The following is a 20,105-nucleotide window of genomic DNA, read 5'->3' on the forward strand; positions in this document are numbered from 1 at the left end:
GTGGCATTGTCCTTACGCTTCTTCGGTGGCGTCGAGCGGCGCACCCTTGTCGAGATCGGCCTGGGTGATCCAGCCGGCCACGACGCGGGCCTGCATAATCAGATGCTCGGCGTCTTCACGCGAAATTTCGCTGGCATCGAGAATGCCCGGGTGCTTGGTCGGCTCGGAGCCTTCCTTGCGTTCGGTCCAGCCCACCAGATCGTCAGTGGCGCAGCCGGCAAGATCCTCGACGGTCTTGATGTCGTTTTCGCCGAACTTGACCATCATCTTGAGGGTCACGCCCGGAACGTCCTTCAAAGCGTCTTCCACACCCAGTTCCTTACGTTTGCCTTCGAGTTCAGCTTCGAGCTGCTCAAGGTATTCACGTGCACGGCTCTGCAATTCGGCCGCTGTTTCGTCGTCGAAGCCCTCGATGCCCGACAGTTCCTTGGCATCGACCATCGAAAGTTCTTCCACCGAGGTGAAACCTTCCGACGCGAGCAGCTGACCGACGACTTCGTCGACGTTCAGCGCTTCCATGAAGACGCGCGTGGAATTTTCGAAATCGGCCTGGCGACGTTCGGATTCTTCCTGCTCGGTCAGGATGTCGATATCCCAGCCGGTCAGCTGCGAAGCCAGGCGCACATTCTGGCCGCGACGACCGATCGCAAGGGATAGCTGGTTATTCGTGTCGGGAACGACAACCTCGATGCGCTCACGATCTTCATCGATCACGACTTTCGAGACTTCTGCCGGCGCCAGCGCGTTCACCACGAAAGTAGCGATATCCGGCGACCACGGAATGATGTCGATCTTCTCGCCCTGCAGCTCGTTGACCACGGCCTGCACGCGGGAACCACGCATACCGACGCAGGCGCCGACCGGATCCACCGACGAGTCGCGCGAGATCACGCCAATTTTCGCACGCGAACCGGGATCGCGGGCCACGGCCTTGATTTCAACGATACCGTCATAGATTTCAGGCACTTCCTGCGCGAACAACTTGGCCATGAACTGCGGATGGGTGCGCGACAGGAAGATCTGCGGACCACGGGTCTCGCGGCGCACGTCGAACACATAGGCGCGAACGCGGTCGCCGTTGCGGAACACTTCGCGCGGCAGCATCTCGTCGCGACGCACGATGGCTTCGCTGCGACCAAGATCGACGATCACCGAACCGTATTCGACGCGCTTGACGATGCCGTTGACGATCTCGCCGATGCGATCCTTGAATTCCTGATACTGCCGGTCACGCTCGGCTTCGCGCACCTTCTGCACGATGACCTGCTTGGCGGACTGCGCGGCGATACGGCCGTATTCCAGCGGCGGCAGCGTGTCGGCGATGGTGTCGCCGATCTGCGCACCCGGATTGGCGCGCTGCGCGTCAAACAGCGAGGTCTGGAAAGACGAATTCTCGACGTCCTCGACCACCAGCATGTGGCGGGTCAGAGAGAGCTGGCCGGTCTTGGGATGAATCTCGGCATGCACATCGGTCTCGGAACCGTAGCGCGCGCGGGCCGCTTTCGCGATCGCCTCTTCCATCGCCTGGATGACGATGTTGCGGTCGATCGATTTTTCGCGCGCGACGGCGTCGGCGATCTGCAGCAGTTCGAGTTTATTGGCGCTGACAGCGGCCATAGCTCATTCTCCTTCGATGGGATCGATTTCGCCTCGGCGCGCACGGTCGGCGGCCAGACGATGTTCTTTGGTATTCTTCGGCAAAGGCTTCTTGGTAGCTTTCGCGACCTTGAGTTTCGGCTTCGGCGCAAAGCTCTTTTTCGGATCGCTGCGCTTGGCATGCGGTGCCGGCGGCGGCGCGAGACCGAGCTCCCGTTTGAGATCAAGCTCGGCGTGCTTGCCGCGGCGCATCGACTCGGCGATCAGCTCGTCGGTCAGCACCAGGCTGGCATTGGAGATGTCTTCCAGCGGCAACCGCGTGATGGAGTCCTCGCCGTCGCGGGCGCCTTCCCGATCGATCAGGACGACGTCGCCTTCGATAGCGCCGAGCAGGCCACGGAAGCGTTTGCGGCCGCCGACGGCGACAGCCATCTCGATCTTAACCAGATAGCCATGATAGCGCTCGAAATCGGAGCGTCGGACCAGCGGGCGATCGATGCCGGGCGAGGAAATTTCGAGGCGATAGGCGCGCTGGATCGGATCGGCGACGTCCATCACCGGCGACAGCGCGTGTGAGATCGCCTCGCAGTCCTCGACCAGCATGGTGCCATCCGGCCGCTCCGCCATGATCTGCACGGTGCAGCCGAGCTCGCCGGAAATTTTGATCCGCACCAGCCGGTAACCGAGGTTTTCGAGCACGGGCGTGGCGACTGCCGATACCCGCGCCGCAGCACCCGGCTCGATCACCAGGCGCGGCTCGGAAAGCAGCTCGGTATCAACGGTTTCTGGGTTTTGGTCGGTCATGTCCAGGATCGAAGTATTCCGGTTGGAGGATGTCTGAATGCGCGTGCAGCCTGCAGAAGTGTATCGCGTCGGGCTTTCGGCCCTTTTGGACCCTGCGAGCCCCCGCCGGATTATGGCCAAGGTCCGTTCAGGTAATAAAAAAGAGCGGGTCCCGAGGGGCCCACTCTCAAACGCGATCGTATGAGAACCTAATAAGTTGTGGGCGATATAGCCCTTTTCCGGCGCCCCGGCAAGGCCGCAGTGGCTGCCCCGCAATATTTCTGCAACCCGCGGTAGCCCAATCCTGCGGACTAACCGTTCCTTCATCAACCCCATCTAGGGTGCCCCAGCCTTTCCGTATGGTGGTGTTGAGTATTTTTTGATGGCTGAGGCGAAATCGCTCATTCCCGGGCTGGAGAACATCGTCAGAGATGGCGATCCCAAGCGCCGCGGCGAGGCGGTCCGTAAGATTTCCGAGCTTTTCCTGCGGGGCGCGTCCCGTTTTCAGCCGGCCCATGTCGATCTGTTCGACGGCGTTCTGACGAGTCTGGTTCCACAAACCGAGGTCGAAGCACGCACCGAGCTGGCCGAACGGCTGTCCGATCTCGTCAACGCACCGCCGCAACTGGTGGCCTTGCTCGTCCGCGATGACGAAATCCTGATCGCCGGGCCGCTGTTGCGCCGCTCACCTTTGATCGACGAACCGACACTGGTCGACATCGCCAAGGCCCAGGGCCAGTCGCATCTGCTGGCGATCTCCGATCGCTCGACGCTGACCCCGCGCATTACCGACGTGATCGTCCGCCGCGGCGACCGCGACGTGATCCGCCGGGTCGCCGGCAATGCCGGTGCCGCTTTCTCGCAACTTGGCTATACCGGCCTCATTCGCCGCGCCAGCGACGATGGCGCCCTCGCCGTCACGGTCGGGCAGCGCGACGATCTCGCGCCGGAACAACTCAAACACCTGTTGGCACAGTCGGTCGAGGTGGTTCGCCGTCGGCTGTTCGACGCCGCCGCCCCCCAACTGCGCAACGCGATCAACCGCGCGATGCAAGACATCACCGGTACGCCGACGCATCTGGCCGTCACCCGCGACTTCGCCACCGCGCAGCGTGCCATTCGCAAGCTCCACCAGGCCGACGAGCTGGACGAAGGCGCTTTGTTGCGCTTTGCCCGCGCCCATCAATATGAGGAAACCGCCGCCGCCCTCGCCGCTCTGTCGGGCGTGCGGATCGGGACCATCGACCAGCTCCTCAAAGGCGACCGCGACGATCCGATGCTGATACTCGGCAAATCGATCGGGATTTCCTGGGCCACCGTCCGCGCCCTGATGACGCTGCGTCTCGGCCCCGGCCGTTCGCCTGCCGCCGCCGATGTCGAGGAAGCCCGACAGAATTTCGAGCGCCTGGTGCCTGCCACGGCACAGCGCGTGCTGACCTTCTGGCAGACCCGCGAGACCGCCTCAGCGATCCCCCTGCCGCTCTGATCCGCTGGGGTTCCCCGGGGCGGCTGCCCGTCGCTCCCGTTTGCGCCACTCCGCCACAAAACTCACGAACGCCGCCAAAGCCGGCGGTGGCTGCCGACGACTTGGATAATACAGGAACGGGCCCGGGAATGGCGGCAACCAGTCCTCCAGAACGCTGACCAACCTCCCGGTCGCGAGGTCGTCCCGCACATAGCCCTCAAACACCGCGTAAAAGCCGAGCCCATCCCGTGCCGCTTCCAGCCCGAGCCGGGAATAGCTCGCCAGCAGAGGCCCCCGGGGCGGTATCCGGACCACCTGGCCGTCCTTTTCGAACTCCCATTCCGGGATAGAACCGTTGTCGAAACGCGTTCTGATGCAGCAATGCTGCAGCAATTGCTGCGGTGCAATAGGTCGTCCATGCTGCGCAATATATTGCGAAGAAGCCACCATCACGAAGCGTTGCGGCGGCCCCAGCGAGACCGCGATCATGTCCTGCGCCAGATCCTCGCCATAGCGAATGCCGGCGTCGAAACCCTTGGCGACGATGTCGATCAATGACGTCTCGGCAACGATCTCAAGCTCAACCTGCGGATATTGCTGCAAAAATGGCGTAACCATCGGCGCCACCACGATATCGATGGCTGGTGCTGGACCGTTGATCCTCAGTCGGCCAGACGGCACATCACCGAAATCGCGAACTTGCTGCAGCGCAGCATGGACATCACCCATGGCCGGAGCGATTTTGCGCTGCAGCAATTCTCCTGCCTCGGTAAGCGCAACACTACGCGTTGTGCGATGCAGCAAACGAACGCCAAGCCGCTCTTCCATGTCGCGCAACCGCTGACTCAGGCTGGACACCGACACATGGGTCTCCACCGCCGCCCGCCGGAAATTCCGGGTCCGTGCCACTGCCAGAAAGGCCGCCAGATCGCGCAGATCGAGATCGCTCATTGTTCGACAGAGTGAACAAGCCTTTCGGGATTGTCCAGCTTATCGGATCAATGGAGCGGGCTCATATCGGGGCGGCAGCGGCGGAGGATCGGTCCGGCCGCCTTCTGGGAGAACCACCATGAACCACCTTCAACTCGGAAAGACTGGCCCCACAGTGGCCGCGCTCGGCCTCGGCTGCATGGGCATGTCGGATGTCTACGGCCCGGCCGACCGAGGCGAAAGCATCGCCACCATCCACGCCGCGCTGGAGGCCGGCGTCACCCTGATCGACACCGGTGACTTCTACGCCATGGGCCACAACGAACTCCTGATCGCCGAAGCCCTGCGCGGCCGCAGCCGCGACAGCCTGCAGCTTTCGGTCAAATTCGGCGGTATGCGCGATCCCGCCGGTGCCTTCATGGGCTTCGACAACCGCCCGATAGCGATCAAGAATTTCGTGGCCTATTCGCTGGTGCGGCTCGGCGTCGAGGTCATCGACATCTACCGCCCCGCGCGGCTCGACCCCAATGTGCCCATCGAGGACACCGTCGGCGCCATCGCCTACCTGATCAAGGCCGGCTACGTCAAACATATCGGCCTCTCCGAAGTCGGCTCCGAGACCATCCGCCGTGCCCACAAGGTGCATCCCATCACCGACCTGCAGATCGAATATTCGCTGATCTCGCGCGGTATCGAGGATGACATCCTGCCGACCTGCCGCGAACTTGGCATCGGCATCACGGCTTACGGTGTGCTCTCGCGCGGCCTGATCGGTGGCCACTTCACCAAGAGCGGGATGAACGCAAAGGACTATCGCAGCCACAGCCCGCGCTTCAGCGCTGCGAATATCGATCAGAATCTGGCTCTGGTTGAAAAAATCCGCGCCATCGCCAACGAGATCGGCGCCTCGGTCGCACAGGTCGCGATCGCCTGGGTGGCCGCACAGGGCCACGACATCCTGCCCGTGGTCGGCGCCCGGCGACGGGATCGGCTCACTGAAGCGCTGGGATCGCTGGAGGTGAAACTCACGCCCGCGCATCTCAGGGCGCTGGCGGAGGCGATCCCGGCCGATGCGGCAGCCGGCGGCCGTTATCCGGACGAGCATCTCGCGCATATGGACAGTGAAAAGAAGCGGGCGTGAGACGCGAAGACGCTAGTGGCCTCCCTCCCCCAAGCGCAGCGCAGTGGGGAGGGACAAGAAGCGCCTCACAAATACGCGCTCAAATCCCTGATGCTCGGTGCATCCCCGTTCAGCGGATTCGCCGGATCGCGCCCGTAACGCAGCGTCTCGAAGCGCATGTTGCGGGCGTCGATCATCAGCAGACGCCCGACCAGCCCTTCACCAAAGCCCACGATCTCGCGGATCGCTTCCAGCGCCATCATCGAGCCAACCATACCGGCCAGCGCACCCATGACGCCGGCTTCCTGGCAGCTCGGCACAGTGCCCGGCGGCGGCGCTTCGGGAAACAGACAGCGATAGGTCGGGTTCAATGCGCCCGATGCATTGGCCTCATGGGCACGGATCGTGGTCAGCGAGGCATCGAAAGTGCCGAGAGCCGCGGAGATCAACGGCTTCTTTGCAAGATAGCAAGCATCCGACAGCAGATAGCGCGTGGTGAAATTGTCGGAACCATCGAGCACGATGTCGTAGCCCGACAACAGCGTCATCGCATTAGCTGCATTGAGCCTGACGGCATGGCCGATAAATCTGACATGCGGATTGAGCGCATGGATTTTTGCTGCGGCGCTGTCGGTCTTCAATGCGCCGATATCCGGCGTTGCGTGAATGACCTGCCGCTGCAGGTTCGACAGCGACACCGTGTCGTCATCGACCACACCGAGCGTGCCGATGCCCGCGGCCGCGAGATACATCAGTGCCGGTGCGCCGAGCCCGCCGGCGCCGATCACAAGCACTTTCGCGCCCTGCAGCGCGGTCTGGCCGGGACCGCCGACCTCGCGCAACACGATATGGCGCGCATAGCGCTCGAGTTCATCGGCATTCAGCATCGCAATAGTCGCTCCAAACTCCGACCTTCATGGTGAGGAGCGCGCTTCTTGCGCGCGTCTCGAACCATGAGATGAACAGCTCATCCTTCGAGACGGCGCTGAAGAAGCGCCTCCTCAGGATGAGGCCACAGATCAGGTCCCGCATTGTCGTGAACCCTTCCCGCGCTGTCACCGACCCACGAGATGTGCTTAATTCCACCGAAATCAATCACCAGCTTCAAGACCGGACATGTCATGAGATCGATGCTTTCAGCAACATTGATGATCGTGGCAGCCTCTGCGGCTCACGCACAGGTGCAGGCGACGCCTCCCGCGGTGCAAGGCATCAAGCCGAAGCCGGTCACCACCACACCGATCCGCCCGGCGCTGCAGACCCCTGCCGACACCGCCAATGCCATGGCGCAGGCCGAGCGGCTCGGCATTCAATCGGATCTGGCGTGGACCGGACAGTATAACGGCGCCATTACCGGCGAGGTCTCGGATCGCATGGTCAATGCGATCAAGACGTTCCAGAAGGACAACGGCGCCAAGCAGACAGGCGTTCTGAACCCGCAGGAGCGCGATCTGCTGCGCGCGGCCGCGAGGAAACTTCAGGACAATGTCGGCTGGAAAATGGTCACCGACATGGTGACCGGCGCACGGCTTGGCATTCCCGGCAAGCTGGTGCCGCAGCAGGCCTCCGACGCGAACGGCAGCAAATGGTCGTCCTCCACCGGCACGGTCCAGATCACGCTGGCGCGCCGCAAGGAGGACACGCCCTCCACCGCGAAACTCGCCGAGGCCGAGCGCAAGGAGCCCGGCCGCAAGATCGACTATCAGGTCGTCAAGCCGGATTTCTTCGTGCTGTCCGGCCTGCAGAACCAGAAGAAGTTCTACATCCGCGGCCAGTTCAAGGACTCGGAAGTCCGCATCCTCTCGATCTTCTACGATCAGGCCACCGAAGGCACCATGGAGCCGGTGGTGATCGCGATGTCGTCTGCCTTCAACGCATTCCCCGCAGGGGCGCAGGCGATGGGTCCGCCGCCGCGCAAGAAGGTCGAATATGCCAGCGGAATCGTCGTGAGCGATGACGGCGCCATCGTCACCGATCGCCAGGCAGTCGATGGCTGCATGTCCATCGTCGTGGCCGGTTACGGCAATGCCGACAAAGTCGCCGAAGATAAAGTGCGCGATCTCGCATTGCTGCGCATCTATGGCGCGCGCGAGCTGAAGCCGCTGTCGCTTGGCGCTGGCGCAGCGAAGCCCAATCTCGATCTCGTAGGGATCGCCGATCCGCAAAACCAGGGCGGCGGCGCAGCCGTCACCAGCGTGAAGGCAACCACCACACCGATCGGCACCGGAAGCGAACTGGCGCTGTCACCCGCACCGGGGCTCGGCTTTTCCGGCGCGGCCGCCATCGACAGCGACGGCAAATTCGCGGGCCTCGCGCAATTGAAGCCGCTGCTCGTAGCCGGCCCGCCGAATGCAGCGCCACAGGCGGCTCTGGTGCCCGCGGAACTCGTGCTGAATTTCGTGAAAGCGAATGGCGTGAGCGCGAACAGCAGCTCGACCGATGCCAAGGCCGCGATGGTGCGCGTGATCTGCGTGCGGAAGTAGTTTTCGCTGGAAATTAGCTCTCTTTTGGCCTATGCTTAAGCATATGCCACGGAGGTGCCGATGACCGACTCCCGTCACGTCAGGCTGTTTCGTAACGGTCGCAATCAGGCGGTCCGCATTCCCGTTGAATTCGAGTTACCGGGCGACGAAGCTGTCATGCACCGCGACGGCGACAGGCTCGTAATCGAGCCCGTACGCAAGCGCGGCCTGCTGGCATTGCTTGATACGATGGTGCCATTCACAGAAGAATTTCCGGACGTCGATGCAGGCCTGCGCCCGCTACGGGACATCAAGCTGTGAGCACACCACGCTACATGCTTGATACAAACGTCGTCTCGGATCTGATCCGAAATCCAGCGGGTCGTGTAGCCAAGAGAATTCGTAAACTCGGCGCCGAGGGATTTTGCGTCAGCATCATTACGTCCGCCGAATTGCGGTTCGGATGCGCCAAACGTAATTCACCGCGGCTCACGCAACTCGTAGAGCAGGTGCTGAATGAGCTCGATATCCTGCCGCTGGAAAGTCCGGCCGACACCGAATACGCCCGCATTCGCCACGACCTCGAAAAGAAGGGCGTCCCCATCGGCCCGAATGACCTGCTGATCGCGGCTCACGCTTGCGCCGTCGATGCCACGCTGGTGACTGCGAATGCGAAAGAATTCAAACGGGTGAGCGGTCTGAAAGTCGAGAACTGGCTGTCATAGGCAACCGCCTGTCCGATGCTCTAATCCACTTCCTCGTACATCGCATCCATCTGCGCCGCGAACGGCGTTGCGCGCGGCGGCGGCGCGGCAGGGGCGCGGATGATCCGGCGTTCGAGCTGTTCGCGGTTCTGCTGCTCGACGAATTTCACTGCGAAACCGCCCTGGAGATGGCGCACCACGCGGCCGACGCAGGCGCCGACGGCGAGCGGCGTTCCGACCTCTGGCTGCACGTCGGCCGAGATCGCGGCGCCGGACACGGACATGTCGATGACGAAGCAGTTCTTCATACTGCCGTCGGCGAAGGTCAGCATGGAATGCGGGCTCGCAGGAATGAGGCGCGCCTGCTTGCGCTCTTCCCGCACCGTGGGGTCTTTCTGGAATTTCTCCAGCCAGGTCAACTTGTCTGACAGCTTCTGCCGCATCGGCGGCGTCATGTTGAGTTCGAGCAGGAAGCTGCCGGAGATGGTGTCGCTGATGCGGCCTTCGAGCTGACCGAAGTCGCCGAAATAAGGCGTGATGCGATCGCCGATACGACCCACCACCGGCACATCGACAATCATCCGGAACGGCGAGACGCGGCTGGTCCGGCAGGCAAAGCTGCGCGGATTGCCTGCGGAATCCAGCCAGTTCGACAGCGTATATTGCCCGCTGACAACGACGTTGACGGCGCGCTGCTTGAGGAATTTTTCGACGGACACAGGTTCATCCTCTACGGTACATTTCCACCACCATAGAAAACCCAACCACGCCAGCATTTGCGCCCGCCTTGGTTATTGCGTTACTTATATACCCCTTCAAGTTGAGGAAATATTACCGGCAGATCCCGGCGATTGGCGCTATCGAGCGGCGGAGGATGCTCTGCCTCAGCCGGGCACCCGCCCCTTGATGGCATTGGCGCGGGCACTGCAGGTGATACGACCGGTTGCATCCTCCGAAAGTCCCGTCCGGACGCGCGATTTGAGCTGCACAATCTCCTCCGGCGTCATCGCCGTCAGAGCTGCCTTCACCGATGGCCCTGCAGACGAGGCCGACCAGAAGTCGTCGAAATCGGTGAAGGCACGGGTGACATCGATCACGCGGGTTTCGACGTCCACTAGGCCGGCGGAGGTCCACAGCGACTGCATCACGTCGAGGCGCGATGCGTCCACGCTCGGCGGAAGCGACGGCATCTGGCCCATCTTCAGCAATTCACCCAGGATCGGCTGCAGCGGAAAGCCGCCGCCATCCATATCCCAGGCATAGGCGGCCACCGTGCCGCCGGGTGACACGACACGCACCATCTCCGCAACGCCCTTCGACGGCTCCGGCACGAAGAAGATCACCAGCGCCATCACGGCGACATCGAAGGACTTGTCGGAAAACGGCAGTGCCATTGCGTCGCCCAGATGAAACGCCGCCATCGCAGCACCCGGCCGCGTCCGCGCATAGGCAAGCTGCGGCTCCGAGGGATCGATACCGTCGATCACCGACGGCGCATGGCGCTCGGCGATCAGCTGCGTGAAGGCGCCGTTGCCGCAGCCGACATCGACCCAGGCAAGACCCGGCTTTGGCGCCACCCAGTCCAGAAAGACCTCGCCGGCGCTGCGGCTCCAGACGCCCATCATCCGCTCATAGGACGCGCCGTCATTGAAGCGGATGGAGGGAGACGATGCGTCGGTCATAGGGAGTCCTCAATACGTGTTGGCAGCAGATCATGGCCGGAAATGCCGGGCGCGCAACCACGTTGCCTTCACGGTGGGATCGGCGCGATGCGCACGCATCGGCACAGTTGTTGCTTGGTTTATCGCAAGCAGAACAGTTCGCGACGTCCCGAGGCGTCACCCTGTTACAGAGGAGAGCGAGATGAAGGTCGGCGTATTCATTCCAATCGGGAACAATGGCTGGTTGCTCTCTGAAAATGCCCCGCAATACATGCCGACTTTCGACCTCAACAAGGAGGTGACGCTAAAAGCCGAACATTACGGGCTCGATTTTGTGCTCTCGATGATCAAATTGCGTGGCTTCGGCGGGAAAACCGAATTCTGGGATCACAATCTGGAATCCTTCACCTTGATGGCCGGGTTGGCCGCAGTGACCAAGCGAATAAAACTGTTCGCCACGGCAGCGACGCTCGTGATGCCTCCCGCGATTGCCGCGCGCATGGCTGTGACCATCGATTCGATTTCACATGGCCGCTTCGGCCTCAATCTCATCACCGGCTGGCAACGTCCCGAATATTCGCAGATGGGGCTTTGGCCGGGCGATCAATATTTCGCACGCCGTTACGAATATCTTTCGGAATATGTCGAGATCCTCCGCGAGCTTTGGCAGACCGGTGCCTCGGATCGCAAAGGCGAATTCTTCCAGATGGAAGACTGCCGCGTTAGCCCGCGGCCGCAAGCCGATATGAAGATCATTTGCGCCGGCCAGAGCGGCGCCGGAATGGCCTTCTCCGCAAAATACGCCGACTACAATTTCTGCTTCGGCAAAGGCATCAACACCCCGACCGATTTCGCACCCGCCGCCGAACGGCTGGCCGAGGCTACGCATGACACCGGCCGACACGTGACGACCTATGTGCTGTTCATGGTGATCGCGGCCAAGACCGATGAAGCCGCGTTCGCAAAGTGGGAGCACTACAAAGCCGGCGTGGATCACGAAGCGGTCGCCTGGCTGGGCGTACAGGGTGCCGTCGACACCAAGTCAGGCAAGGACACCAACATCCGCCAGATGGCGGACCCTACATCAGCGGTCAACATCAACATGGGGACCTTCGTCGGCTCTTTCGCCAATGTCGCCCGCATGCTCGACGACGTCGCCACCGTGCCGGGGACCGAGGGCGTATTGCTCACCTTCGACGATTTCGTCCAGGGCGTTGAAGACTTCGGACAACACATTCAGCCGCTGATGACATCGCGTAAGGGAGTTGCGGAGGCGGCGGCAGAGGCATTGAAAGACATGTGACTGTCGATATCAATGTGACTGTCGATATCAAGAAGAGTCGCCGACAAGGTCAGCCCCGACTCGGTGTCACCTCTGACACTTCGGGCACCAGAAGGTCGACCGTCCGTTCTGCACGAAGCGCTTCACGATGCCTGAACAGCCATCGGTTTGGCACGGCTCGCCTTCGCGGTCATAGACCTGAAACGAGTGCTGGAAGTAACCGAGCTCGCCATCGGTCTGGCGGTGGTCGCGCAGCGACGAGCCGCCGGCCTTGATGGCCTGATTCAGCACCTCGTGGATTGCCGTGACCAGTCGTCTGGAATGATCGGTCGGCTCGCCCTTCTTGGTCGCCAGTGTCGCGGCCAGCCGCCGCGGCGACAGATGCGAGCGAAACAGCGCTTCGCAGACATAGATGTTGCCGAGGCCCGCGACGACGCGCTGATCGAGCAGCGCGGCCTTGAGGCTGGTCTTCTTGCCGGCGGTGGCGCCGGCCAGCATGGCTGCATCGAATTCGTTGCCCAGCGGCTCGGGGCCGATGTCCTTCAGGAACGGCTCGTTCTCGATCTCGCTGCGCGCAAAGATCTTCATGAAGCCGAAACGGCGGGGATCGTTGTAGATCACCGACGGGCCCGACGACATATGGAAGACGACGTGATCATGGGCCCGCTCGTCGCTGCGCGGATGATGGAAGGCGCCCGGCATCACATTTTCTTCATCACCTGCGACAGCAGCGGGCGCATCAGACACCACCCGGAACGAACCGGACATGCCCAGATGCATCAGCAGCACATCGCCGGAATCGAGGTCCGCCAGCAGATATTTGGCGCGGCGGCCGAGGCTGGTGATCACCCGGCCCTGCAACCTCCCGGCAAAATCCGGCTGAAACGGAAAACGCAGGTCTTTTCGCCTGAGATCCAGACGGGTGATCTTTGACCCCTCCATGGCCGGCTGCAGGCCGCGGCGGACGGTCTCGACTTCGGGCAATTCAGGCATGATTCACGTCATTCACCTTGAGATGGGGACGTGATAGCCCCATTGCCGCAGGCGCGCTATGGTCCGCCGCATTGAGGCTTTTGAGATGAAAACGATGGATCAGCCGGGCGAAACCACCCATTTCGGCTTCAGGGACGTCCCGGTGGGCGACAAGCAGACGCTGGTGAACGATGTGTTCCACAGCGTGGCCCGGCGCTACGACCTGATGAACGATCTGATGTCCGGCGGCATGCATCGCGTCTGGAAGGACGTGATGATCAACGCGCTCAACCCGCCGCGCTCGGACGCGCCTTTCGCCCTGCTGGACGTTGCCGGCGGCACCGGCGACATTTCCTTCCGCGCTGCCAAGGCGTCGGGCCTCGGCTTCTCGGCGACGGTCTGCGACATCAACACCGGCATGCTCGATGTCGGCCGTGAGCGCGCCATTACCCACCATCTCGAACATCAGGTCTCCTTCGTCGAGGGCAATGCAGAAGAGTTACCATTCGCCGACAAGAGCTATGACGCCTATACGATCGCCTTCGGCATCCGCAACGTGCCGCGCATCGACCGCGCGCTCGCTGAGGCCTATCGCGTGCTGAAGCCGGGCAGCCGTTTTCTCTGTCTCGAATTCTCGACCGTGGATGTGCCCGGCCTCGACAAGATCTATGACCTGTTTTCGTTCAAGGTCATCCCGCCGCTCGGCAAGGCCGTCACCGGCGATTCCGAATCCTATCAGTATCTCGTCGAATCGATCCGCAAGTTTCCGAAGCCGCCAATTTTCGCCGACATGATCCGCGAGGCCGGCTTCTCCCGCGTGAAATACGAACTCCTCTCGGGCGGCATCGTCGCGCTGCATTCGGGCTGGCGTTTGTGATCTCTGCACTCAATCATATGGCGCGGCTGGCCCGCGCCGGCTTCGTGTTTGCGCGCGAAGGCGTGTTCGGCGTCGTCGATCCCTCGCTGGTGCCGCCGCCGGGACAGCTCGCGCTGCGCATGGCGCGGCTCATTGAGCGTCCCGGCGCGAAATCGGGCGCGCGGCTGTCGCGCGCGCTGACCCGGCTGGGACCTGCCTATCTCAAGCTCGGCCAGTTTCTCGCGACACGACCCGACGTGGTCGGCGTCGCCATGGCGCGCGATCTCGAAAGCCTGCAGGACCGGCTTCCGCCGTTCTCCCTGACCGAAGCCGAAGGTGTCGTCGCCGCTTCGCTGGAACGCCCTGTGGCGCAGCTCTATGCGAGCTTCAGTCCGCCGGTCGCCGCGGCCTCGATCGCACAGGTGCATCGCGCCGAGATAGACAAGGATGGTGTCCGCAAGGTCTACGCCGTGAAAGTGCTGCGCCCGAATGTCGCCGCGCAATTCCGCCGCGACCTCGGCGATTTCGCTTACGTCGCCCACAAGGCCGAAGAGCATTTTTCCGAAGCGCGGCGCCTGCGCTTGATCGAGATCATCACCACCATGTCGCGCTCGGTGGCGATGGAGATGGATCTTCGGCTCGAAGCCGCAGCACTCTCCGAGATGGCGGAGAACACCCGCAACGATTCGGATTTCCGCGTGCCGGAAGTGGACTGGGATCGTACCTCGCACAATGTGCTGACGATGGAATGGATCGACGGCATCGCGCTGAACGATCACAAGGGCCTGGAAGAATCCAACGTCGATCTGCCGGACCTTGGCCGCAAGGTGATCCAGAGCTTCCTGCGCCACGCGCTGCGCGACGGCTTCTTCCATGCCGACATGCACCCCGGCAATCTGTTCCTCGATCCTGACGGCCGCCTCGTCGCTGTCGACTTCGGCATCATGGGCCGGCTCGGTCTGAAGGAGCGCCGCTTCCTCGCGGAGATTCTGCTGGGCTTCATCACCCGCAACTATCGCCGCGTCGCCGAAGTCCATTTCGAGGCCGGCTATGTGCCCGGTCATCACTCGGTCGAAAACTTTGCGCAGGCGATCCGTGCCATCGGCGAGCCGATTCACAATCGCACGGCCGAAGAAATCTCGATGGCCAAGCTGCTGACGCTGCTGCTTGAGGTCACCGGTCTCTTTGATATGCGTACGCGGCCGGAATTGATTTTGCTGCAGAAGACCATGGTCGTGGTCGAAGGTGTCGCACGAAGCTTCGATCCTAAGCTCGACATCTGGAAGGTCGCCGATCCCGTTGTCCGCGAATGGATCGAGCGCAATCTCGGCCCATTGGGCAAGATTCAGGGCGCGCTCGCCGGCGCCGGCGAACTCGGCAAGGTCGCCGGCAGTCTGCCGGCCCTGGCAACACGGGCGCTGACGGTGCTGGAACAGTTGGAGACCATGACCCGCGACGGCGTCAGGCTCGACGACGCAACCATCGCCGCCATCGCGCGGGCGCGGGCCAAGCAGCTCCGCTGGCGCACCGTGGGCGTCTGGGTGATCGCGCTATCGTTCCTCGGGCTGCTGCTGTCGATCCGCTAGAATGATTGCAATGCTGGCACTTTGTGCTAGCGTTGCTGTCAAAATAGCGCGAGACGCCTTATGGCCAGCCTGACAATCCGCAAGCTCGACGACTCCATTCGCGACGAATTGCGACTGCGTGCTGCCCGCAACGGACGGTCGGTCGAGGACGAGGTGCGGGTCATCCTGCGCGATGCGTCGCAAGACGGCCTCAAGGCTGACGCAAGCTTTCCGCAAGACGCGCCAACCCCGGAAAACCCACCCAAGCCCTTGAAAAAGATCGGCGATCAGCTCCGCGTCACGCTGATCATCGGCGGCGGAATCGCAGCCTATAAAGCGCTCGATCTGATCCGCCGCTTGAAGGAACGCGGCATCCATGTCCGCGTGGTGCTGACCCGGGCCGCGCAGCAATTCGTCACCCCGCTGGCCGCCAGCGCGCTGTCCAACGAGCGCGCCTATACCGACCTGTTCGATCCGCAGAGCGAATTCGATGCCGGGCATATCCGTCTTGCGCGGGAATGCGATCTCATTGTTGTGGCGCCTGCGACGGCGGACCTGATGGCGAAGATGGCCAACGGCCACGCTGATGATCTGGCCTCTGCGATTCTCCTGGCCACCGACAAACCGATCCTGATCGCGCCGGCGATGAATCCGCTGATGTGGAATAACGCCGCGACGCGCCGCAATGTCGCGCAGTTGCAGCGCGACGGCATCAGGATGATCGGGCCGAATGCCGGCGAGATGGCCGAACGCAACGAAGCCGGTGTTGGTCGCATGGCCGAGCCGACCGAGATTGCGATTGCGGCTCACGCCTTCCTGCGGCCGCCGCGCGCGCAACCGCTGGCGGGCAAGCGCGTGCTGATCACTGCAGGCCCGACGCATGAGCCGATCGATCCGGTGCGTTACATCGCCAATCGCTCGTCCGGCAAGCAGGGCTATGCGATCGCCGCGGCGGCACGGGACGCGGGCGCCGAGGTCATTCTCGTCTCGGGCCCGGTCGATCTCGACGAGGTGCCGGGCGTGTCGATGACGCATGTCGAATCCGCGCGCGACATGCTCGCCGCGGTTCAAGCCGCACTGCCGGTGGACATCGCGATCTTCGCGGCGGCCGTGGCCGACTGGCGCGTCGTCAATGAAGGCGCCCAGAAGCTGAAGAAGACCGCCGGTGCTGCGATGGCGCCGCTGCAGCTCACGGAAAATCCGGACATCCTCGCGACGATCTCAAAACTCCCCGAACATCGTCCACCCCTCGTGATCGGCTTCGCCGCCGAGACCGAGCACCTGATCGACAATGCGAAAGCCAAGATCGCGCGCAAGGGCTGCGACTGGATCGTCGCCAATGACGTATCGCCCGCGACCGGCATCATGGGCGGCGACAACAATACCGTGCATCTGCTGACGCGCAGCACGGACAGCGCGGATATCGCCGTTGATTCGTGGGCGCCGATGAGCAAGGAACAGGTCGCGACGACCTTGGTCGCACGAATCGCCGACGCGGCGACATCAAATAAATGGACGCAATCCACGAAAGACCAATCATGAGCGCTGCCATCCCCGTTCAGGTCGACGTCCAGCAGCTCCCGCATGGCGCTGGCCTGGCGCTACCGGCCTATCAGACCGCGCATGCTGCCGGCCTCGATCTGCTCGCCGCGGTTCCCGAAGACCAACCGATGATTCTCGCCCGCGGCAAATATGCGCTGGTGCCGACCGCGCTGACCATCGCGCTGCCGCCAAGCTATGAGGCGCAGGTGCGCCCACGCTCCGGCCTTGCCGCCAAGCACGGCATCACCGTGCTGAACTCACCAGGCACCATCGACGCCGATTACCGGGGCGAGATTGGCGTGCTGCTGATCAATCACGGCCCCGCGGATTTCACGATCAAGCGCGGCGAGCGAATCGCCCAGATGGTAATCGCGCCGGTTACGCATGCGGAACTCGTGGTGGTCGCGGCGCTCAGCGAAACCGAACGCGGTAGCGGCGGCTTCGGATCCACCGGCCGCTAGCGCGTATTTCGTCACATCGCGCAGCATTTGAATCAAAAGCGCCTGCATTTTTTAACCGGGGACTCTGCGTTCACGGTCTGGACTCTTACCCGGCGACTCCCGAAGCGGATATTGTCGAACGATTCGCGATCGGTGAGGGGCTGGTCGGGAAGACGTGCGGTTTGGGGCGAATGATGTCAGGCGTGATCGCGGCGATGCGTCGGACCTTGCTGTCGTGCACTTCTATGGTGCGCGACGGGCTTGTCGGCATCAGTGCGTCTGCACTTCTGGCCACCTCCTCGGCGTCGGCCGCTGACGAACCCTTCATTACCCAGACGCTCGCCAATCTGCTCGATCTCGATCGCCAGGAAATCGCCGCGCTGACGACCGCCACAGCAGTGCTCGGCTTCTCTGTCGTTTCCGCCATCCTGTTGATGCACAATCGTATTCGCTCGGCCAAGACCGAGGCGAAACTGCGCGCCGAGCTGCATACGCTGCAGGTCGAATCCGACCGCTTTCGCGCCCTGCTGTTCACCGAGCCGCAGGTTCTGATCGCCTGGGCCGCAGGCGAAACCCGTCCCGATATCTCCGGCGACACCGCATTGATGATGTCGCAGGACCCGCAGCAGCATCAGCCGCAGCGCATTCTCGCGTTCGGAACATGGCTGTCGCCGGAACCCGCGCTGCGGATGGATCACGCCGTCGACGCACTGCTCGATGCCGGCGAAGGTTTCCTGCTCAATCTGACGACCTCCAGTGGCCGCGCCATCGAGGCGATGGGCCGCGCCATCGGCGGTCAGGCCATTGTCCGGATTCGCGAATTGAGCGGTTTACGCCGCGAGCTTGCCGAAGTCTCGCTGCGTCACAAGGAACTGGCCGAGGAAGCCGAGATTCTCCGCGGCTTCGCCAATGCCGCGCCATGGCCGATCTGGGCCAAGCAGGCCGATGGCCGATTGAGCTTTGTCAATGCGGCCTATGCGCGTGCGACTGAAGCGACTGATACGGGCGATGCGGTCGGTCGCAATCTGGAACTGCTGGACAGCGACGACCGCAGCAGTCTGGCGCGTGCGCTGAACGACAACCAGCCATTTGCCGCTCGCGTGCCGATCGTGATCTCGGGCGAACGGCGCATCTTCGACGTCCACGCCGCCAAGGTCGCCAGCGGCAGCGCCGGCATGGCCATCGACGCCAGCGAAGCTGCCGCGCTATCAGCCGCTTTGGTGCGGATGGCCGAGGCGCATCGCCGGACACTCGACCAGCTGTCGTCGGGCGTCGCCGTATTCGACGGCCAGCGCCGCCTTGCCTTCTACAACGACTCCTATCGCCGGCTGTGGGATCTCGACCGCACCTTCCTCGACGGCAATCCCGACGACTCCAGTGTGCTCGACCGTCTCCGTGCTGCACGCAAACTGCCGGAGCAGCCCGACTTCCGCGCCTGGAAGGCCAAGCTGCACGAAGCCTATCGTGCCGTCGAAGCCCATAAGGATGTCTGGTATCTGCCGGATGGCCGCGCGCTCTCGATCGTCACCACGCCAAATCCCGAAGGCGGCGTCACCTATCTGTTCGACGATGTCACCGAGAGCCTCGAACTGGCACGGCGCTTCGATGGCCTGATCCGCGTGCAGCGCGAAACGCTCGACAATCTGGCCGAAGCCGTCGCCGTGTTCGGCAGCAACGGCCGCGCGCAACTGTTCAATCCGGCTTTCGCCAAGATGTGGAAGCTGTCGGACGAAGCGCTGGAACAGCGCCCGCATATCGAAATGGTCGAGACCTGGTGCCGGCCATTGTTCGACGACACCCCGACATGGCAGGCGATCCGCAGCGCCATTACCGGGATCGACAATCGCAAGTCTGTTCCGCTCAAGCTCGAGCGCAAGGACGGCAGCGTGCTGGCCTGCATGACCATGCCGCTGCCCGACGGCGCGACCATGCTCACCTTCCAAGACATTTCAGACGCCGAGAATGTCGAGCGCGCGCTGCGCGAGCGCAACGAGGCGCTGGAGACAGCCGACCAGATGAAGGTCGACTTCGTCCATCACGTCTCCTACGAGCTGCGCTCGCCGCTGACCACGATCATCGGCTTCGCGCATCTGCTCAGCGATCCCGTGACCGGCCCGTTGATGCCGAAGCAGGCCGAATATCTCGATTACATCACCACCTCGACCGGCGCGCTGCTGGCGATTATCAATAACATCCTGGATCTCGCCACCATCGATGCCGGCGCGATGACGCTGAATCTCGGCCCGATCGATATCCGCAAGACCATCTCTGCGGCGGCCGAAGGCATTCAGGATCGCCTGGTGCGCGACCGCATCGCACTGCAGATCGATGTCGATCCTGCCATCGGCAGCTTTACCGGCGACGAAAGCCGCGTCGTGCAGGTGCTGTATAATCTGCTCGCCAATGCCGTCGGCTTCTCGCCGCATGATGCCGCAATCACGCTGACCGCGCGACGATCCGAGCATACCATCACCTTCACCGTCACTGATCGCGGCCCGGGCATTCCGCCCGAGGTGAAGGACAAGGTGTTCGACTGGTTCGAGAGCCACGCCAATGGCTCGCGTCATCGCGGCGCAGGACTCGGCCTGTCGCTGGTGCGCTCCTTCGTCGAGCTGCATGGCGGCAAGGTTCGCGTCGATTCCGCGGTCGGCAAGGGCACCACCGTCAGCTGCGACTTCCCCATCGACCAGACCGCGCATCGCAACGCCGCCGAATGAGCGAACCCAT

Annotated in this window: 18 protein-coding genes; 11 read left to right on the plus strand and 7 right to left on the minus strand. The window is 62.8% G+C overall.

The annotated features are described in order from the left end of the window. Nucleotides 1–12 precede the first annotated feature (12 nt). Both nusA and rimP read right to left on the minus strand, forming a co-directional pair. Nucleotides 13–1,617 (minus strand): transcription termination factor NusA, encoded by a 1,605-nt coding sequence (gene nusA / locus AB8A23_RS04520; RefSeq protein WP_068734140.1) that lies wholly within the window; start codon nt 1,615–1,617, stop codon nt 13–15. 3 nt (nt 1,618–1,620) lie between these two features. Further along, nucleotides 1,621–2,400 (minus strand): ribosome maturation factor RimP, encoded by a 780-nt coding sequence (gene rimP / locus AB8A23_RS04525; protein WP_439060305.1) that lies wholly within the window; start codon nt 2,398–2,400, stop codon nt 1,621–1,623. 361 nt (nt 2,401–2,761) lie between these two features. Here rimP and AB8A23_RS04530 point away from each other — a divergent pair, with 361 nt between their 5' ends. Beyond that, entirely contained in the window at nt 2,762–3,865 is a 1,104-nt protein-coding gene (locus AB8A23_RS04530; RefSeq protein ID WP_089266433.1) for a DUF2336 domain-containing protein, read from the plus strand. Here the strand turns inward: AB8A23_RS04530 and AB8A23_RS04535 are convergent. Continuing rightward, nucleotides 3,842–4,795, minus strand: a complete 954-nt coding sequence (locus tag AB8A23_RS04535; protein ID WP_439060304.1) for a LysR family transcriptional regulator — start codon at nt 4,793–4,795, stop codon at nt 3,842–3,844. The two genes, AB8A23_RS04530 and AB8A23_RS04535, sit on opposite strands and share 24 nt — an antisense overlap. A gap of 118 nt (nt 4,796–4,913) precedes the next feature. Between AB8A23_RS04535 and AB8A23_RS04540 the strand changes: the two genes are divergently transcribed. After that, the gene (locus AB8A23_RS04540; RefSeq protein ID WP_439060303.1) at nt 4,914–5,915 is read left to right on the plus strand and encodes an aldo/keto reductase; all 1,002 of its coding nucleotides are present in this window, start codon (nt 4,914–4,916) and stop codon (nt 5,913–5,915) included. Nucleotides 5,916–5,980: 65 nt separating this feature from the next. On the opposite strand, the gene AB8A23_RS04545 is transcribed toward AB8A23_RS04540, so the two are convergent. Beyond that, a complete protein-coding gene (locus AB8A23_RS04545) occupies nt 5,981–6,781 on the minus strand; it encodes a HesA/MoeB/ThiF family protein (RefSeq protein ID WP_439060302.1) in 801 nt (266 codons plus the stop codon). A gap of 234 nt (nt 6,782–7,015) precedes the next feature. Here AB8A23_RS04545 and AB8A23_RS04550 point away from each other — a divergent pair, with 234 nt between their 5' ends. Genes AB8A23_RS04550 through AB8A23_RS04560 form a run of 3 tightly spaced genes read left to right on the plus strand, consistent with a single transcriptional unit; the run spans nt 7,016 to nt 9,081 of the window. Further along, on the plus strand, nt 7,016–8,377 hold the full coding sequence (locus AB8A23_RS04550; RefSeq protein WP_120287749.1) for a serine protease: 1,362 nt from the start codon (nt 7,016–7,018) through the stop codon (nt 8,375–8,377). A gap of 60 nt (nt 8,378–8,437) precedes the next feature. Further along, nucleotides 8,438–8,677 (plus strand): AbrB/MazE/SpoVT family DNA-binding domain-containing protein, encoded by a 240-nt coding sequence (locus AB8A23_RS04555; RefSeq protein WP_120287748.1) that lies wholly within the window; start codon nt 8,438–8,440, stop codon nt 8,675–8,677. Nucleotides 8,678–8,691: 14 nt separating this feature from the next. Beyond that, nucleotides 8,692–9,081 carry a type II toxin-antitoxin system VapC family toxin gene (locus AB8A23_RS04560; RefSeq protein ID WP_120287747.1) on the plus strand — a complete coding sequence of 130 codons (390 nt, stop codon included), beginning with the start codon at nt 8,692–8,694 and terminating at the stop codon, nt 9,079–9,081. 20 nt (nt 9,082–9,101) lie between these two features. On the opposite strand, the gene AB8A23_RS04565 is transcribed toward AB8A23_RS04560, so the two are convergent. Continuing rightward, the gene (locus tag AB8A23_RS04565; RefSeq protein ID WP_120287746.1) at nt 9,102–9,779 is read right to left on the minus strand and encodes a PilZ domain-containing protein; all 678 of its coding nucleotides are present in this window, start codon (nt 9,777–9,779) and stop codon (nt 9,102–9,104) included. A 165-nt stretch (nt 9,780–9,944) separates the two neighbouring features. Next, nucleotides 9,945–10,742, minus strand: a complete 798-nt coding sequence (locus AB8A23_RS04570) for a class I SAM-dependent methyltransferase (RefSeq protein ID WP_120287745.1) — start codon at nt 10,740–10,742, stop codon at nt 9,945–9,947. A gap of 181 nt (nt 10,743–10,923) precedes the next feature. Between AB8A23_RS04570 and rutA the strand changes: the two genes are divergently transcribed. Further along, nucleotides 10,924–12,024: a pyrimidine utilization protein A gene (gene rutA / locus AB8A23_RS04575; protein ID WP_439060577.1), complete on the plus strand. Its 1,101-nt coding sequence runs from the start codon at nt 10,924–10,926 to the stop codon at nt 12,022–12,024. A gap of 66 nt (nt 12,025–12,090) precedes the next feature. On the opposite strand, the gene mutM is transcribed toward rutA, so the two are convergent. Beyond that, nucleotides 12,091–12,996, minus strand: coding sequence for a bifunctional DNA-formamidopyrimidine glycosylase/DNA-(apurinic or apyrimidinic site) lyase (gene mutM / locus AB8A23_RS04580; protein WP_439060301.1), 906 nt, complete (start codon nt 12,994–12,996; stop codon nt 12,091–12,093). Nucleotides 12,997–13,090: 94 nt separating this feature from the next. Here mutM and ubiE point away from each other — a divergent pair, with 94 nt between their 5' ends. The 5 genes from ubiE (at nt 13,091) to AB8A23_RS04605 (ending at nt 20,095) form a co-directional block, all read left to right on the plus strand. Next, a complete protein-coding gene (gene ubiE, locus AB8A23_RS04585) occupies nt 13,091–13,852 on the plus strand; it encodes a bifunctional demethylmenaquinone methyltransferase/2-methoxy-6-polyprenyl-1,4-benzoquinol methylase UbiE (RefSeq protein WP_120288096.1) in 762 nt (253 codons plus the stop codon). Next, a complete protein-coding gene (gene ubiB, locus AB8A23_RS04590; RefSeq protein WP_093757889.1) occupies nt 13,849–15,417 on the plus strand; it encodes a 2-polyprenylphenol 6-hydroxylase in 1,569 nt (522 codons plus the stop codon). Before ubiE ends, ubiB begins: the two co-directional genes overlap by 4 nt. Before the next feature lie 60 nt (nt 15,418–15,477). Next, nucleotides 15,478–16,938: a bifunctional phosphopantothenoylcysteine decarboxylase/phosphopantothenate--cysteine ligase CoaBC gene (gene coaBC / locus AB8A23_RS04595; protein ID WP_439060300.1), complete on the plus strand. Its 1,461-nt coding sequence runs from the start codon at nt 15,478–15,480 to the stop codon at nt 16,936–16,938. After that, complete coding sequence (gene dut, locus AB8A23_RS04600) at nt 16,935–17,399, plus strand: dUTP diphosphatase (protein ID WP_439060299.1); 465 nt, start codon at nt 16,935–16,937, stop codon at nt 17,397–17,399. The genes coaBC and dut overlap by 4 nt, the downstream gene beginning before the upstream one ends. Nucleotides 17,400–17,572: 173 nt before the next feature. Then, complete coding sequence (locus AB8A23_RS04605; RefSeq protein WP_309941316.1) at nt 17,573–20,095, plus strand: sensor histidine kinase; 2,523 nt, start codon at nt 17,573–17,575, stop codon at nt 20,093–20,095. The last annotated feature ends 10 nt before the right edge of the window (nt 20,096–20,105 follow it).

This window comes from Tardiphaga sp. 619_E2_N8_4 (genome assembly GCF_051810905.1).
Lineage (GTDB): Bacteria > Pseudomonadota > Alphaproteobacteria > Rhizobiales > Xanthobacteraceae > Tardiphaga > Tardiphaga robiniae.